This window comes from Streptomyces sp. NPDC096046 (genome assembly GCF_040303285.1).
In the GTDB taxonomy this organism is placed as follows: domain Bacteria; phylum Actinomycetota; class Actinomycetes; order Streptomycetales; family Streptomycetaceae; genus Streptomyces.
Window position 1 is genome coordinate 164,744 of the sequence record NZ_JBEOSZ010000009.1, and the last position, 15,704, is coordinate 180,447.

Genomic DNA, 15,704 nt, shown 5'->3' on the forward strand with positions numbered 1-15,704 from the left:
ACGGCCGCTTCGCCGTCCGCAGGGTTCTTCACAGACCGTACTTGGCGCGCGCTTCCTTCACCGATGTCGCCTTGACCTCGCCGCGCCTGGCGAGCTGGGCCAGGGCCGCGACGACGATCGACTCGGCGTCCACCCCGAAGTGGCGGCGGGCCGCCTCACGGGTGTCCGAGAGGCCGAAGCCGTCGGCGCCCAGCGAGGACCAGTCCTGCTCGACCCACTGCGCGATCTGGTCCGGGACCTGGCGCATGTAGTCGGAGACCGCCAGCACCGGGCCCTCGGCACCCTGGAGCGCCTGCCGCACGAACGGCACCCGCTCCTCGCCGCGCAAGCCGGCCTCGTCCGCCTCCAGGGCGTCCCGGCGCAGCTCGCTCCAGGACGTCGCCGACCACACGTCGGCCGCCACGCCCCACTCCTCGGCGAGCAGCCGCTGCGCCTTGAGCGCCCAGTGGATCGCCGTACCGGAGCCGAGCAGCTGGATCCGCGGGGCGTTCGCCGGCGGGGTGATGCCCGCCGACTCCGCCGTGTTGAAGCGGTACAGGCCCTTGACGATGCCCTCGTCGATCCCGGCGACGGACGGCTTCGCGGGCTGCGGCAGCGGCTCGTTGTAGACGGTGAGGTAGTAGAAGACGTCCTGGTCCTCGTCCGGGGCCGCCTCGCCGTACATCCGGCGCAGACCGTCCTTGACGATCGTGGCGACCTCGTAGGCGAACGCCGGGTCGTACGACAGCGCCGCCGGGTTCGTCGCCGCGATGACGGGGGAGTGGCCGTCGGCGTGCTGGAGGCCTTCGCCCGTCAGCGTCGTGCGGCCGGCCGTGGCGCCGACGAGGAAGCCGCGGCCGAGCTGGTCACCGAGCTGCCACATCTGGTCGGCCGTGCGCTGCCAGCCGAACATCGAGTAGAAGATGTAGAACGGGATCATCGTCTCGCCGTGCGTCGCGTACGACGTCGAAGCGGCGATGAAGTCGGCCATCGAACCGGCCTCGGTGATCCCCTCGTTGAGGATCTGGCCGTTCTTGGCCTCCTTGTAGTACATCAGCTGGTCGCGGTCGACCGGCTCGTACGTCTGGCCCTTGGGCGAGTAGATGCCGAGCGAGGGGAACAGCGACTCCATGCCGAAGGTGCGCGCCTCGTCCGGGACGATCGGCACCCAGCGCTTGCCCGTCTCCTTGTCGCGGACCAGGTCCTTGACCAGGCGGACGAAGGCCATCGTCGTCGCGACGTTCTGCGCACCCGAGCCCTTGTCGAAGGAGGCGAACGCCTTCTCCGCCGGGGCGGGCAGCGGGGCGACCGGGTGGACGCGCCGGGCCGGAGCCGGACCGCCGAGGGCGGCACGCCGTTCCTGGAGGTAGCGGACCTCGGGGGAGTCGGCGCCCGGGTGGCCGTAGGGGACCACGCCGTCGACGAAGTCGCTGTCCTTGATCGGCAGGCCGAGCAGATCGCGCATGTTCTTGAACTCGTCCACCGAGAGCTTCTTCATCTGGTGGTTGGCGTTCTTCGACGCGAAGCCCTCGCCCAGGGTGTGGCCCTTGACCGTCTGGGCCAGGATCACGGTCGGCGCGCCCTTGTGCTCGACGGCGGCCTTGTACGCGGCGTACACCTTGCGCGCCTCGTGACCACCGCGCGAGAGGTGGAAGCACTCCAGGATCTTGTCGTCGCTCAGCAGCTTCGCCATCTCCACGAGCGCCGGGTCGCCGCCGAAGAAGTCCTGGCGGATGTAGGTCGCGTCGCGGGTCTGGTACGTCTGGATCTGTGCGTCCGGTACCTGGCGCAGACGGCGTACGAGCGCGCCGGTGGTGTCGAGCCGGAACAGCTCGTCCCAGGCCGTGCCCCACAGCGTCTTGATCACGTTCCAGCCGGCGCCGCGGAACTGGGCTTCCAGCTCCTGCACGATCTTGAAGTTGGCGCGGACCGGGCCGTCCAGACGCTGCAGGTTGCAGTTGATGACGAAGGTGAGGTTGTCCAGCTCCTCACGGGCCGCGAGCGCGAGGGCCGCCGTCGACTCGGGCTCGTCCATCTCGCCGTCGCCGAGGAACGCCCACACGTGCGAGGCGGAGGTGTCCTTGATGCCGCGGTTGGTGAGGTAGCGGTTGAAGCGCGCCTGGTAGATGGCGGAGAGCGGGCCCAGACCCATGGAGACGGTCGGGAACTCCCACAGCCAGGGCAGGCGGCGCGGGTGCGGGTAGGAAGGCAGGCCGTTGCCGCCCGACTCGCGGCGGAAGTTGTCGAGCTGCTGCTCGTTCAGACGGCCGTCGAGGAACGCGCGGGCGTAGATGCCGGGGGAGGCGTGGCCCTGGATGTAGAGCTGGTCGCCGGAGCCGTCGGCCTCTTTGCCCTTGAAGAAGTGGTTGAAGCCCGTCTCGTACAGCCAGGCGGCGGAGGCGAAGGTGGCGATGTGGCCGCCCACGCCGTACTTGCTGCCCCGGGTCACCATCGCGGCCGCGTTCCAGCGGTTCCACGCGGTGATCCGCTGCTCCATCGCCTCGTCACCGGGCACCGCCGGCTCGGCGGAGGTGGGGATGGAGTTGACGTAGTCGGTCTCGAGGAGCTTCGGCAGCGCGATGCCGGCGCCCTCGGCGCGCTCCAGCGTGCGGCGCATCAGGTATGCGGCACGGTGCGGCCCGGCAGCCTTGGTGACCGCGTCCAGGGAGGCCTGCCATTCGGCGGTCTCCTCCGGGTCCCGGTCGGGGAGCTGGTCGAGCTCGCTCGGCTGGATGGCGTGGGGGTCGGTCATGTCGCCGCCTTCCTCAGTCGAAGGGGGTTCCCTCACAAAAGGGGATCGGGGGTGCCCTTGGTCTTTGGCAGGACAGGGCGCGGGCCTCGGGTGCTGTGACACCTTGCGGCTTCCGCCGCGTGGCCCGTCGGCGACTGTAACTCGCTGATCGATGATCGATCAAAGGGTTGAGCGGTAAAACCTCTTGATCACGAGAAAGTAGGCACGGGGTGCCTCCGGCGGTGGCACGCGGTGACCTGTTTTCGCATGGTTTTCGCAGGTCGGAGGTGTTTGAGCGAGGGTGCGCTCGGGTGTCACGCCCGGGGCGCGCAGCCCAGGACGTGCGCCTTCACAAGCTCCGCGATCCGGGGGTCACGGCGCTTGAACGCGGCGACGAGTTCCTCGTGCTCCTCCGCGTACGACTGCTGCCGGGTGCCCAGCCAGCGGATCGACAGGGCCGTGAACACCTCGATGCCGAGCCCCTCCCAGGTGTGCAGCAGAACGGAGTTGCCCGCGGCGCGGACCAGTTCGCGGTGGAAGGCGACGGTGTGCCGCACCTGAGCCGTGCCGTCGGAGACGCGGTCGGCCTCGTACAGGGCGCTGACGTGGGGTTCCAGCGCCGAGCAGTCCTCCGCGAGCCCTTGGGCGGCCAGCTCCGCGGCGATGGCCTCCAGACCGGCCCGGACCGGGTAGCTCTCCTCCAGGTCGGCGGCCGTGAGGTTGCGGACGCGCACGCCCTTGTTCGGAGCGGACTCGATCAGGCGCAGGGACTCCAGCTCGCGCAGGGCCTCACGGACCGGGGTCTGACTGACCTCCAGCTCGGTGGCGATCCGGCGCTCGACGATCCGCTCGCCCGGCTGCCAGCGTCCGCTGATGATCCCCTCCAGGATGTGCTCGCGGATCTGCTCGCGGAGCGAGTGGATGACGGGCGCGGTCATGAGGGCTCCTTACGCGGGATCGACGTTTAGACAATACGGCCGGTTCCCGCCGCGGGTGGGGCGGGTTGAGGCGCTTTGACGCAGGTGAGACGAGACTTACACCAGGGGTGTGGGGTGGTCGTTCGCCTGCGGCGCCGTTGTGGTCCGGTCGCGCCCACGCGGCGAAGCCGCACATCGATACAGCCGCGCGCCCCTGGGGACGACGATGCCCCGCCCGGGAAAGCCGGACGGGGCATCGATGGCGTACTGCCGGTCGGCGACTACAGGCCGAGTTCGACCTCGAACTCGCCCGCCTCCAGAATGGCCTTGACCGCCGTCAGGTAACGGGCGGCGTCGGCGCCGTCCACCAGGCGGTGGTCGTAGGACAGGGTCAGGTACGTCATGTCGCGGACGCCGATGGCCGTGCCCTCCTCCGTCTCGATGACGGCGGGGCGCTTGACCGTCGCGCCGATGCCGAGGATGGCGACCTGGCCCGGAGGCACGATGATCGTGTCGAAGAGCGCGCCGCGCGACCCGGTGTTGGAGATGGTGAAGGTCGCGCCGGACAGCTCGTCCGGGGTGATCTTGTTGGCCCGGACTTTGCCCGCGAGCTCGGCCGTCGCCTTGGCGATACCGGCGAGGTTGAGGTCACCGGCGTTCTTGATGACCGGGGTCATCAGGCCCTTTTCGGAGTCCACCGCGATACCGACGTTCTCGGTGTCGAAGTAGGTGATGGTCCCCTCGGCCTCGTTGATCCTGGCGTTGATCGGCGCGTGCGCCTTCAGCGCCTGCGCCGCGGCCTTGACGAAGAACGGCATCGGGGAGAGCTTGACGCCCTCACGCGACGCGAACGCGTCCTTGGCACGGGCGCGCAGCCTCATCAGGCGGGTGACGTCGACCTCGACGACCGAGGACAGCTGGGCCTGCTCGTGCAGGGCCTTGACCATGTTGTCGCCGATGACCTTGCGGATCCGCGGCATCTTGATGGTCTGGCCGCGCAGCGGCGACGCCTCCAGCGACGGGGCCCTCTTCGCGGCCGACGGGGCGGCAGCGGCGGGGGCCGGGGCGGCGGCGGCGCTCTTCGCGGCCTCGGCCGCGGCGACGACGTCCTGCTTGCGGATACGGCCGCCGACGCCGGTGCCCTTGACGGCGGCCAGGTCGACGCCCTGTTCGGCGGCGAGCTTGCGCACCAGCGGGGTCACGTAGGCGCCGTCGTCGGCCGGCTTGGCGGCGGCCGGAGCGGCCGGGGCCTGGGCCGGAGCCGGGGCGGGCGCCGGAGCGGCCGGGGCCGGGTCGGGAGCCGGGGCGGTCTGCTCCTGCGGAGCCGGGGCGGACGGCGCCTGCGGAGCCGGAGCCGGGGCGGCCGGGGCCTGCTGGGCCGGGGCGGCCTGCTGCGGGGCCGGGGCCTGAGCGGGCTCGGGCTGTGCCGGGGCCTGGGCGGGCTCGGGCTGCGCCGGGGCGGCCGGGGCCTCCTGCGCGGGGGCGGCGGCCGGAGCGGCACCCGCCTCGCCGATGACGGCGAGCTTGGCGCCGACCTCGGCGGTCTCGTCCTCACCGACCACGATCTCCAGCAGGGTGCCCGAGGTGGGCGCCGGGATCTCGGTGTCGACCTTGTCGGTGGAGACCTCGAGCAGCGGCTCGTCGGCCTCGACGCTGTCACCGACCGACTTCAGCCAGCGGGTGACGGTGCCCTCGGTGACGGACTCGCCGAGCGCGGGCAGGACGACGTCCGTGCCCTCGGCGGAGCCGCCGCCGGCCGCGGTGTCGGTGGTGGGAGCGGGCGCCGGGGCGGCCTGCTCGGTGGACGGGGCGGCCGGGGCCGGCTCGGGAGCGGGCTCGGCGACCTGCTCGGCCTGCGGGGCCTGCTCGGCGGCGGGCGCGCCGCTGCCGTCGTCGATCAGGGCCAGCTCGGCGCCGACCTCGACCGTCTCGTCCTCGGCGACCTTGATGGAGGCCAGGACACCGGCGGCGGGCGAGGGGATCTCGGTGTCGACCTTGTCGGTCGAGACCTCGAGCAGCGGCTCGTCGGCCTCGACGCGCTCGCCCTCGGCCTTCAGCCAGCGAGTGACAGTGCCCTCGGTGACGCTCTCGCCGAGCGCCGGAAGGGTTACGGAAACCGCCATGGTTTCGGTTGCTCCTTACGGAAAGTGCGGAAGTCTGTGTCGTCGCGTTCGTCGACCGAGGGGTCAGTCGTGCGCGTGGAGGGGCTTGCCGGCCAGGGCCAGGTGGGCCTCGCCGAGCGCCTCGCTCTGGGTCGGGTGGGCGTGGATGAGCTGCGCGACCTCGGCGGGCAGCGCCTCCCAGTTGTAGATCAGCTGGGCTTCGCCGACCTGCTCGCCCATGCGGTCGCCGACCATGTGGACGCCGACGACGGCACCGTCCTTGACCTGGACGAGCTTGATCTCGCCCGCGGTGCCCAGGATCTTGCTCCTGCCGTTGCCCGCGAGGTTGTACTTCAGAGCGACGACCTTGTCCGCACCGTAGATCTCCTTGGCCTTGGCCTCGGTGATGCCCACGGAGGCGACCTCCGGGTGGCAGTACGTCACCCGCGGAACACCGTCGTAGTCGATCGGAACGGTCTTCAGACCGGCCAGGCGCTCCGCCACCAGGATGCCCTCGGCGAAGCCGACGTGCGCGAGCTGGAGGGTCGGGACGAGGTCGCCGACGGCGGAGATGGTCGGCACGTTCGTGCGCATGTACTCGTCGACCAGGACGTAGCCGCGGTCCATGGCGACGCCCTGCTCCTCGTAGCCCAGGCCCTGGGAGACCGGGCCGCGGCCGATGGCCACCAGCAGGACCTCGGCCTCGAACTCCTTGCCGTCGGCGAGGGTGACCTTGACGCCGTCCTGGGTGTACTCGGCCTTCTGGAAGAAGGTGCCCAGGTTGAACTTGATGCCGCGCTTGCGGAACGCGCGCTCCAGGAGCTTGGAGGAGTTCTCGTCCTCGACCGGCACCAGGTGCTTCAGGCCCTCGACGATCGTGACCTCGGTGCCGAAGGACTTCCAGGCGGAGGCGAACTCGACGCCGATGACACCGCCGCCCAGGATGATCGCGGACTTGGGCACGCGGTCCAGCACGAGGGCGTGGTCGGAGGAGATGATCCGGTTGCCGTCGATGTCCAGGCCGGGCAGCGACTTCGGCACGGAGCCGGTCGCGAGCAGGATGTGGCGGCCCTCGACGCGGCGGCCGTTCACGTCGACGGAGGTGGGGGAGGACAGTCGGCCCTCACCCTCGATGTACGTCACCTTCCGGGAGGCGACGAGCCCCTGCAGGCCCTTGTACAGGCCGGCGACCACGCCGTCCTTGTACTTGTGCACCCCGGCGATGTCGATGCCCTCGAAGGAGGCCTTCACACCGAACTGCTCGCTCTCGCGGGCCTGGTCGGCGATCTCGCCCGCGTGCAGCAGGGCCTTGGTGGGGATGCATCCCCGGTGCAGGCAGGTGCCGCCGACCTTGTCCTTCTCGATCAGGGCGACGTCCAGGCCCAGCTGCGCCCCGCGCAGGGCCGCGGCGTAACCACCGCTGCCACCGCCGAGGATCACTAGGTCGAAAACGGTGCTGGCGTCGTTCGCCACGTCACGTCCTCCATGCATGTGCGCCGTGAGCCGGTCTTCGGTGACCGGCAGGCGGCTGGTGTCCGGCCGCTCGTTCTTCGGCCCTTCGGTGGGGCCCTGTCCTGCCGAGCCCCATCTTCGCACTTGTCAGCACACAAGGAGACGCCGGGCTGCGGTGTGAGACACCCCACGTTCAGATGAGCCGCCTTCGGGGGCGAAGCCCGAGTGGCGCGGTGCTGTGTCTGATCTGCGGCTCCGCCGCGCAGCCGCGAGGACGGCGAACCCAGGGGGCGCGGTGCCGTATCGGATCTGCGGCTGCGCCGCGCGGCCGCGACCAGTCCTCACGCGCACCGGCGACCGACGGCGGGACGTGCTCGCAGGGGCGCGGAGCCGTATCCGATCTGCGGCTGCGCCGCGCGGGCGTGAGGACGGCGAACCCGGGGGCGCGGTGGCGTATCGGGTCTGCGGCTGCGCCGTGCGGGTGCGGGGACGGCGAACCCGGGGGGCGCGGTGGCGTATCGGGTCTGCGGCTGCGCCGTGCGGGTGCGGGGACGGCGAACCCGGGGGGCGCGGGGAACTGCGCGAACAGCCCCACGCCCCCGCACTCGCCGCACCACCGGCGAGACCGGGCTCTCCGGGGACTCAGCCCAGCTCGCCCGCGGCCGTCAGCTCCGCGACCCGCACCAGCGTCCGTACGGCCGAGCCCGTGCCGCCCTTCGGCGTGTATCCGAACGGTCCGCCCTCGTTGAAGGCCGGACCGGCGATGTCCAGGTGCGCCCAGGTGATGCCCTCGCCCACGAACTCGCGCAGGAACAGACCGGCGACCAGTCCGCCGCCCATCCGCTCGCCCATGTTCGCGATGTCGGCCGTGGCCGAGTCCATCCCCTTGCGCAGGTGCTCCGGCAGCGGCATCGGCCACGCCGGCTCCCCGACCTCCTCCGCCGCCTCGTGCAGCGCCGCACGGAACGCGTCGTCGTTGCCCATGATCCCGAACGTCCGGTTGCCGAGCGCCAGCACCATCGCTCCGGTCAGCGTCGCCACGTCCACGATCGCGTCCGGCTTCTCCTGCGAGGCCGCCCACAGCGCGTCGGCCAGCACCAGCCGGCCCTCCGCGTCGGTGTTGAGCACCTCCACGGTCTTGCCGCTGTACATCCGCAGCACATCACCCGGACGGGTAGCGGAACCGGAGGGCATGTTCTCGGCCAGGGCGAGCCAGCCGGTGACGTTGACCTCCAGGCCGAGGCGCGCGGCGGCGACGACCGCGGCGAACACGGCGGCCGCCCCGCTCATGTCGCACTTCATCGTCTCGTTGTGACCGGCCGGCTTCAGCGAGATGCCGCCCGAGTCGTACGTGATGCCCTTGCCGATGAAGGCGAGGTGCTTCCTGGCCTTGGAGGAGGTGTACGACAGCTTGACCAGGCGCGGTCCGGCCGCCGAGCCCGCGCCGACACCGAGGATGCCGCCGTAGCCGCCCTTGACCAGGGCCTTCTCGTCGAGCACCTGCACCTTGATGCCGTGTTCCTTGGCCGCGGCCTGGGCGACCGCGGCGAACGACTCGGGGTTCAGGTCGTTCGGCGGGGTGTTGATCAGGTCGCGGGCGCGGTTGAGCTCCTCGGACACGGCGACGGCACGCTCGATCGCGGCCTTGTACGCCTTGTCGCGGGGCTTGCCGCCGAGCAGGGTGACCTCGGCCAGGGGCGCCTTGCCGTTCTTGGCCTTGGGGTCCTGGCCGTTGGCCTTGTAGGCGTCGAAGGAGTACGCGCCGAGCAGAGCGCCCTCCCCGAGCGCGCCGGCGGCGGCGGAGTCGCCCAGCGGCAGCGCGAAACCGGCCTTCTTGGACCCGGCCAGGGCGCGGGCGGCGACACCGGCGGCCTTGCGCAGGGCCTCGGAGTCGTAGTCGGCGTCCTTCTCGGGGGCCGCGCCCAGGCCGACCGCCAGGATGAGCGGTGCCTTGAAGCCGGACGGCGCCGGCAGCTTCGTCACCTCGCCCTCGCCGCCGGAGGCGCCGAGAGTCTCCAGAACGCCGGCGAGCCTGCCGTCGTACGCCTTGTCCACGGCCTCGGCGCCCGGTGCGACGACCGGCCCGTTGGCACCCTTGGCGACACCGATCACGATCGCGTCGGCCCGCAGACCGGACGCCGCGGCGGTGCTGAGAGTGAGAGCAGTCACGGTGGTGAAATCTCGCTTCCGATGTGAAGTTGCAGTGGTCGAACGATGTGGGTCGACCGGGCCCGACAGCCGACCCTATTCCGACCTCAGGGTCCGGTATCCACGGGGCCTTCCCCGGTACGGCGAACACTCGACGTCGAGACTACGCGCGTGGTCCCGTTCGCTCATTCCTGCGGGCGTTCACCCGTCGGTGGCGTAGTGGCCATTTCCTGATCCCTCACACCGGTGAACTGGGTCACACTCGTCGCGATCCGGTGAGCGCCCTGCTCGCCGCTTTGCACGATTCCCACGGCTCCCCCCTCTGCTCGACCGCACGAAGATGCCGGGGATCTTCTGGGGAGGAACCATGACGCGGCGTGCGCGCGGATGGAGGAACACGGCCGCCGCGATGACGGCGGCGGGCCTGATCACGGCCGGGGCCTCCGCGCCCGGGGCGACGGCCGCCGAGCAACCCCGCGTCGACCTGAGGGTGCTGGTGGTTACGGTTGTGCCACCTGGTGTACGACGTCCCGCCCGGCGTCGACCCGGAAGGTCTGGCCCGGGCGCGGGGCGCGGCGGTGCACTGCGCGGTGCCCGGGGCCGGAGATCATCCGTGGGGCACCCTGCCGCACACCTCCAGAACGCGGAGAACACCCCGTGAGACGCCTGCCCCTTCTCGTCGTCGCCCTGCTCCTCGTGCTGCTCGCGGGGTGCGCCCAGGCCCCGGACGACAAGCCCGGCCCCCGCTGGCGGCCCCGCCCCGGCACCGACTGGCAGTGGCAGCTCAGCGGGCGCCTGGACACCTCCGTCGACGTGCCCGTCTACGACATCGACGGCTTCGACCACTCCGAGGACACCGTCGCCCGGCTGCACCGCGAGGACCGCAAGGTCATCTGCTACCTCTCCACCGGCGCCTGGGAGGAGTTCCGCCCCGACGCGGAGAAGTTCCCCGAGTCGGTCCTCGGCCGCGGCAACGGCTGGAAGGGGGAGCGCTGGCTCGACATCCGCCGCACCGACGTCCTGGAGCCGCTCATGGCGGCCCGGATCGACATGTGCCGCGACAAGGGCTTCGACGCGGTGGAGCCCGACAACATGGACGGCTACCGCAACGACACCGGCTTCCCCCTGACGGCCGCCGACCAGCTCCGCTACAACCGCCTCATCGCCGGGCTGGCCCACGACCGGGGCCTGGCGGTCGGGCTGAAGAACGACCTGGACCAGATCCCCGAACTGGTCGGGAACTTCGACTTCGCGGTCAACGAACAGTGCGCCCAGTACGGCGAGTGCGCGGCCCTCACGCCGTTCATCGAGGCGGGCAAGGCCGTCTTCCATGTCGAGTACGAGGTTCCCACCGGCCGCTTCTGCGCCGACTCGCGCCGCCTGAAGCTCAGTTCGCTGCTCAAGAAGTACGAACTGGGAGTGTGGCGACGGGCCTGCTGAGCCCGGTCCCGGTGACCGTCGTGCCCGCGATCCGCTCGGCGAGGGACCGGCGGCCGCAGGAGAATGACGAGGAGATCGTTTCAGCCCAGTGCCAGAACGACCAGCGAGGTGGTCGCCGCCGTCTCCGCCAGGCCGCCGAAGACGTCCCCCGTCACTCCGCCGAAGCGGCGGGTGCAGTGGCGCAGCAGCGTCTCGGCGGCGGCCAGGGAAACGACGACCGCGAGCACGCCGCGGACCATGTCGTACGGCCCGAGGAGGGCCCCGGCCGCCGCGGCGGCCCCCGCGACGGCCACGGTGGCGATCACCGCCCCCCGCGGCGGCACCACACCGGCCACCGCCGCCCCCAGCCCCTCCGGCCGCGCCGCCGGCACCCCCGCCCGGGCCGCGAGGGTCAGGGCCAGCCGGGCGAGTGTCGCGGAGACGACGGCGGCACACGCGCCCCGGCCCCAGGAGGCCTCGTACGCCTGGGCGAGCGCGGCGACCTGTGCGAGCAGGGCGAGGACGAGGGTGATGACCCCGAACGGCCCGATGTCCGACTGCTTCATGATCCGCAGTGCGTCCTCGGCGGGCTTTCCGCTGCCCAGCCCGTCGGCGGTGTCCGCGAGCCCGTCGAGATGGAGCCCGCGCGTGAGTACGGCCGGCACGGCGACGGTCGCCACGGCGGCGAGCGGCGCCCCCGCGCCCAGGGTCAGCAGGACCAGCCCGAGCAGGGCGGCCGCCGCACCCACCGCCAGCCCGGCCAGCGGAGCGCACAGCATGCCGCCGCGCGCGGCCTCCCGGTCCCACCGGGTCACCCGGACCGGGATCACCGTGAGGGTGCCGAAGGCGAAGCGGAGTCCGTCGAGGGGCGAGGTACTGGGCACCGGCGCAGGCTACCGGCCGGTCAGGAGAGCGGGAACGGCAGCCGTGGATAAAGTTCACATATGGGATGGTTCGAGCGGAACATCATGGAACCCGGCAAGCTGCCGTTGCTTCTCGCTCTCGTCTCCTTCGTCCTGACCTTCCTGATCACCCGGGGCATCACCCGTCTCATCCGGGCGGGCAAGGGCCCCTTCCGCAACATCAGCGGCAGCGGCGGTGTCCACGTCCACCACGTGGTCCCCGGTGTCATCCTGACGATCATCGGCGGCTTCGGCGCGGTCGCCGGCGGCCAGTACGGCTTCGGCTCGGCGCTGGCCGCGGTGATCTTCGGCATCGGCGCGGGCCTCGTTCTCGACGAGTTCGCCCTGGTCCTGTATCTCGCCGACGTCTACTGGACCCCGGACGGCCGCAAGAGCGTGGAGATGGTCGTCCTGACCGCCTCGCTCGTGGGCCTGCTCCTGATCGGCTTCTCGCCGCTCGGCGTGAACGATCTCAACGAGGACCAGCAGCAGAACCGCGCCGTCGTCCTCGGGAACATCCTCGTGAACTTCGCGTTCGCGCTCATCGCCCTGTTCAAGGGCAAGACGCGCCTCGCGGTCCTGGGCGTGATCGTCCCGCTCGTCGCACTGGTCGCCGCCGTGCGGCTGGCCCGTCCCGCCTCCCCGTGGGCCAAGCGGTTGTACGGGAACCGCCCTCGCGCCCGTGCGAAGTCCACCCTGCGCGCCTACCACCACGACCGCCGCTGGGTGGGCCCCCGGCGTGCCTTCCAGGACTGGATCGGCGGCGCGCCCGACCCCGAGCCGGCCCGGTCCCTCGATCGCCGCTGACGCGGCGCGCCGAGCGCGCACAGCATCAGCACCGCCACGATCGCCGCGAGGTGCTCCTTGCCCGCGAGGTTCTCCTTCAGCACCACTTCGACCACCATCGCCACGACCACGACCGAGGCCGTGACCCAGGCGCGGTAGAGCCACCCGAGGAAGACGGCCAGACCCACCACCGCCGCCGACGGCCCGGTGTCCACCACCCACCGGTCCGAGGCGGGCAGACCCAGCGGCGCGTCGGGACCGAGCCCGATGCCCAGACGCGCGTACAGCGTGCCCGCGAGCGTGGCGGCGTAGGCGAGGGCGAGCGTCCGCCACCAGCCCAGGCAGAGCTCCGCGATGCCGAACACCAGCAGGATCTGCGCGAGCGCCCCCCACACCGGCAGATCCAGCGCCGGAACGAACAGCGACAGCGGCGTCCGCAGCAGTGCCACCCACAACGGGTCCGCGGCCCGCACGCCGCCCACGTCCTGCACGAACCGATAGCCCCACGCCTGGTGGTGCACGAGGTGCAGCACGGCCGTGAGGCACACCGCCGTGACCGCCATCGGCACGGCACGCCACCGCCGCTCGGCCAGCGGCCCGCGCACCGCGGCGAACAGCGCACCCCATTCAGCGCGGGCCCAGCGGGCGAGCGTGGTCATCCGGCGGTCGTCCTCGTCCGTGCGTGGAAACGTCTGAGGGTGTCCGCGACTCGGTCAAGCCGACACCACGTTCCAAGACCGACCGGAACGGGACGAAGTTGAGCCAGGCGGGAGTGACCTGGCTCTCGGGGCGCTACTGCCCGGCGGACGCCCCGGAGCGCCCCGGATGCCTCGACGCGTCCGGCCTGGCCGACCTGCCGGCTCCGGGGCGCTACTGCTTGGCGGACGCCTCAGATGCCTCAGACTCAGACGCCTCAGACTCAGACTCAGCCTCGGACGCCTCGGACGCGTCCGGCACGGCCGGCTCCTCGGAGTCCTTCGGCTTCTCCGGCAGCTCCGCCGCCAGCGCGGCCGCGGCCTGCACGAGCGGCAGCGCCAGCAGGCCGCCCGCGCCCTCGCCGACGGTCACCCCATGGGACAGCAGCGGCTCCAGGGCCATCCGGTCCAGCGCCTTCGCCTGCCCGGGCTCCCCGCTGTCGTGCGCGGCCAGCCACCAGTCCGGTGCCCGGAACGCGATCCGCTGTCCGACCAGCGCGCACGCGGCCGTCACGACCCCGTCCAGCACCACGGGCAGCTTGCGCACCGCGCTCTGCAGCAGGAAGCCGGTCATCGCGGCGACGTCCGCTCCGCCCACCGCGGCCAGCAGCCGCAACTGGTCCCCGAGCACCGGCCGCGCCCGGCGCAGCGCGTCCCGGATCGCCGCGCACTTGCGCATCCACGCCAGGTCGTCGATCGCCAGCCCGCCCCGCCCGGTGACGACCGACGCGTCGACCCCGCACAGTGCCGCGACCAGCACGCCCGCCACCGTGGTCCCGCCGACGCTCACATCACCGAGCACCACCAGGTCCGTGCCCGAGTCGGCCTCCTCGTCGGCCACCGCGACCCCGGCGCGGAACGCCGCCTCGGCCTCCTCCGCCGTCAGCGCGTCCTCGATGTCGATCCGCCCGCTGCCGCGCCGCACCCGGTGCCGTACGACGTCGCCGGGCAGCGAGTCGGGGTCGCAGTCCAGGGCCATGTCGACGACCCGCACCGGCACGCCCAGCCGCCGTGCCAGCACCGACACCGGCCGGCCGCCCGCCAGCACCTCGCGCACCAACTCCCCGGCGCCGCCCGCCGGCCGGGCCGAGACGCCCAGCTCGGCGATGCCGTGGTCACCGGCGAAGAGCACCACCCGCGGCCGTTCCACCGGCCGCACCGGCACGGCGGACCGCGCCGCCGCCAGCCACTCACCCAGTTCGTCGAGGCGGCCCAGCGACCCGGGCGGCACGACCTGTCGCTCCCGGCGCGCCTCGGCGTCCCGGCGGATCCCGCCGTCCGGACGCTCGATCAGATCGGTGAAGTCGTCGAGATTAAGCGAGCTCATTCGCCGAACAGTACCGGCACCGGTCGAACAGCACGGCGCCACATCACCACTCCGTCGAGGCGACGTCATTGCACCCGAGATCGGCATCCCATACGTTCCGGTTTGCAGAGGATTGTCGTACGTGGCTCGTGCGACGTCCCCGCCGTACGTCCTTGCCGTACGCCGCCGCGCCCGGGAGCCGCCCATGCCCGCACATCCCGCCCCTTCAGCACCCCCCGCCCCGCAGGCGACCACGCGGGTCCACGAACCGCGCCGGGAGGACTGCCCCTGGTGCGGCTCCGCCCGGCTCCGCAACCGGCTGCGCACCGGTGACCTGCGGCAGTACAAGCCCGGCAGCTTCACCGTCGACGCGTGCCGCGACTGCGGCCACACCTTCCAGAACCCCCGTCTCACCGCGCAGGGCCTGGCCCTCTACCACCGGACCGTGCGCGGGGAGCCCAGGGACCCGGCGAGCGACGGCCTCCTGGCCCTGCGCGCCGGTCCGCGCCGCCACCGCTCGGCAGCCCGCGCGATGCTGCGCTTCGGCGAGCCGGAGAGCTGGCTCGACGTGGGGACGGGGCATGCCCGCTTCCCGGCCACGGCCCGGCGCTTCTTCCCGTACACCGCTTTCGACGGCCTGGACCCCACCCCGCGCGTGGTCCGCGCCCGCGCGGCCGACCGCGTCGAGGAGGCCCACGTCGGCCGCCTGACGGACCCTCGGCTCACCGAGCCCCTGCGCGCCCGCTACGACGTGGTCAGCATGCTCCACCACCTGGAGGGCACCCCGGACCCGCGAGCGGAACTCCACGCGGCCCTGTCCGTCCTGCGTCCCGGCGGCCACCTGCTGCTGGAGACCCTGGACCCCCGCAGCCTCTTCGCCGTCCTCCTGGGCCGCTGGTGGCTCGCCCACGACCAGCCCCGCCACCTCCACCTGATCCCCCCGCCCAACCTCCGGGCGGAACTGGAGGCGGCCGGCTGCACGGTCCTGACGCTCGACCACCGCCCGGTGCACGTCCCCCACGACCTCGCGGGCGCCATGTCGCTGGCCCTCTCCCACGCCCTGCCGGCCCCGGACACCCCCTGGCGGGCGATCCCCCCGCCCCCCGTCCAGAGGCACGCCCGTACCGCTCTGCTCCGCGCGGGCATCCCGCTGGTGGCCCTGGCGGCGGTGGCGGACCTGTTCCTGGCCCCGGTGGCCCGCCGCACGCGGTGCGCGAACACCTACCGGGTGATCGCCCGCAAAGCCCCGTAGCCGACCGGGGCGCAG

General features: G+C 72.3%; 11 protein-coding genes. 3 read left to right on the forward strand and 8 right to left on the reverse strand.

The window, feature by feature from the left end; all coding sequences use genetic code 11:
• Positions 1-28: 28 nt before the first annotated feature.
• The 5 genes from aceE to ABTX62_RS11255 form a co-directional block, all read right to left on the reverse strand.
• A complete protein-coding gene (gene aceE / locus ABTX62_RS11235; protein ID WP_352115911.1) occupies positions 29-2,731 on the reverse strand; it encodes a pyruvate dehydrogenase (acetyl-transferring), homodimeric type in 2,703 nt (900 codons plus the stop codon).
• Between the two features lie 293 nt (positions 2,732-3,024).
• Complete coding sequence (locus ABTX62_RS11240) at positions 3,025-3,648, reverse strand: GntR family transcriptional regulator (protein WP_283969580.1); 624 nt, start codon at positions 3,646-3,648, stop codon at positions 3,025-3,027.
• A 260-nt stretch (positions 3,649-3,908) separates the two neighbouring features.
• Positions 3,909-5,750, reverse strand: coding sequence for a 2-oxoglutarate dehydrogenase, E2 component, dihydrolipoamide succinyltransferase (gene sucB, locus ABTX62_RS11245; RefSeq protein ID WP_352115912.1), 1,842 nt, complete (start codon positions 5,748-5,750; stop codon positions 3,909-3,911).
• A gap of 63 nt (positions 5,751-5,813) precedes the next feature.
• Positions 5,814-7,202, reverse strand: coding sequence for a dihydrolipoyl dehydrogenase (gene lpdA / locus ABTX62_RS11250; protein WP_352115913.1), 1,389 nt, complete (start codon positions 7,200-7,202; stop codon positions 5,814-5,816).
• A gap of 621 nt (positions 7,203-7,823) precedes the next feature.
• Positions 7,824-9,350, reverse strand: coding sequence for a leucyl aminopeptidase (locus ABTX62_RS11255; RefSeq protein ID WP_352115914.1), 1,527 nt, complete (start codon positions 9,348-9,350; stop codon positions 7,824-7,826).
• Between the two features lie 636 nt (positions 9,351-9,986).
• On the opposite strand from ABTX62_RS11255, the gene ABTX62_RS11260 reads away from it, so the two are divergent.
• Positions 9,987-10,769 carry an endo alpha-1,4 polygalactosaminidase gene (locus ABTX62_RS11260; RefSeq protein ID WP_352115915.1) on the forward strand — a complete coding sequence of 261 codons (783 nt, stop codon included), beginning with the start codon at positions 9,987-9,989 and terminating at the stop codon, positions 10,767-10,769.
• Between the two features lie 80 nt (positions 10,770-10,849).
• Here the strand turns inward: ABTX62_RS11260 and ABTX62_RS11265 are convergent, their stop codons facing one another.
• The gene (locus ABTX62_RS11265) at positions 10,850-11,632 is read right to left on the reverse strand and encodes an adenosylcobinamide-GDP ribazoletransferase (protein ID WP_352115916.1); all 783 of its coding nucleotides are present in this window, start codon (positions 11,630-11,632) and stop codon (positions 10,850-10,852) included.
• A gap of 60 nt (positions 11,633-11,692) precedes the next feature.
• Between ABTX62_RS11265 and ABTX62_RS11270 the strand changes: the two genes are divergently transcribed.
• Positions 11,693-12,457: a hypothetical protein gene (locus ABTX62_RS11270; RefSeq protein WP_352115917.1), complete on the forward strand. Its 765-nt coding sequence runs from the start codon at positions 11,693-11,695 to the stop codon at positions 12,455-12,457.
• On the opposite strand, the gene ABTX62_RS11275 is transcribed toward ABTX62_RS11270, so the two are convergent.
• Together ABTX62_RS11275 and cobT are read right to left on the reverse strand one after the other, a co-directional pair.
• The gene (locus tag ABTX62_RS11275; protein WP_352115918.1) at positions 12,355-13,095 is read right to left on the reverse strand and encodes a hypothetical protein; all 741 of its coding nucleotides are present in this window, start codon (positions 13,093-13,095) and stop codon (positions 12,355-12,357) included. The genes ABTX62_RS11270 and ABTX62_RS11275 overlap by 103 nt on opposite strands.
• A 211-nt stretch (positions 13,096-13,306) precedes the next feature.
• The gene (gene cobT, locus ABTX62_RS11280) at positions 13,307-14,458 is read right to left on the reverse strand and encodes a nicotinate-nucleotide--dimethylbenzimidazole phosphoribosyltransferase (protein ID WP_352115919.1); all 1,152 of its coding nucleotides are present in this window, start codon (positions 14,456-14,458) and stop codon (positions 13,307-13,309) included.
• A gap of 184 nt (positions 14,459-14,642) precedes the next feature.
• Between cobT and ABTX62_RS11285 the strand changes: the two genes are divergently transcribed.
• Positions 14,643-15,689, forward strand: a complete 1,047-nt coding sequence (locus ABTX62_RS11285) for a class I SAM-dependent methyltransferase (RefSeq protein ID WP_352115920.1) — start codon at positions 14,643-14,645, stop codon at positions 15,687-15,689.
• The last annotated feature ends 15 nt before the right edge of the window (positions 15,690-15,704 follow it).

Coding starts and splice junctions, on each gene's coding strand:
- ABTX62_RS11285 (WP_352115920.1), top strand. CDS start 14,643: ATGCCCGCACATCCCGCCCCTTCAGCACCCCCCGCCCCGCAGGCGACC.
- aceE (WP_352115911.1), bottom strand. CDS start 2,731: ATGACCGACCCCCACGCCATCCAGCCGAGCGAGCTCGACCAGCTCCCC.
- ABTX62_RS11240 (WP_283969580.1), bottom strand. CDS start 3,648: ATGACCGCGCCCGTCATCCACTCGCTCCGCGAGCAGATCCGCGAGCAC.
- ABTX62_RS11270 (WP_352115917.1), top strand. CDS start 11,693: ATGGGATGGTTCGAGCGGAACATCATGGAACCCGGCAAGCTGCCGTTG.
- ABTX62_RS11275 (WP_352115918.1), bottom strand. CDS start 13,095: ATGACCACGCTCGCCCGCTGGGCCCGCGCTGAATGGGGTGCGCTGTTC.
- sucB (WP_352115912.1), bottom strand. CDS start 5,750: ATGGCGGTTTCCGTAACCCTTCCGGCGCTCGGCGAGAGCGTCACCGAG.
- cobT (WP_352115919.1), bottom strand. CDS start 14,458: ATGAGCTCGCTTAATCTCGACGACTTCACCGATCTGATCGAGCGTCCG.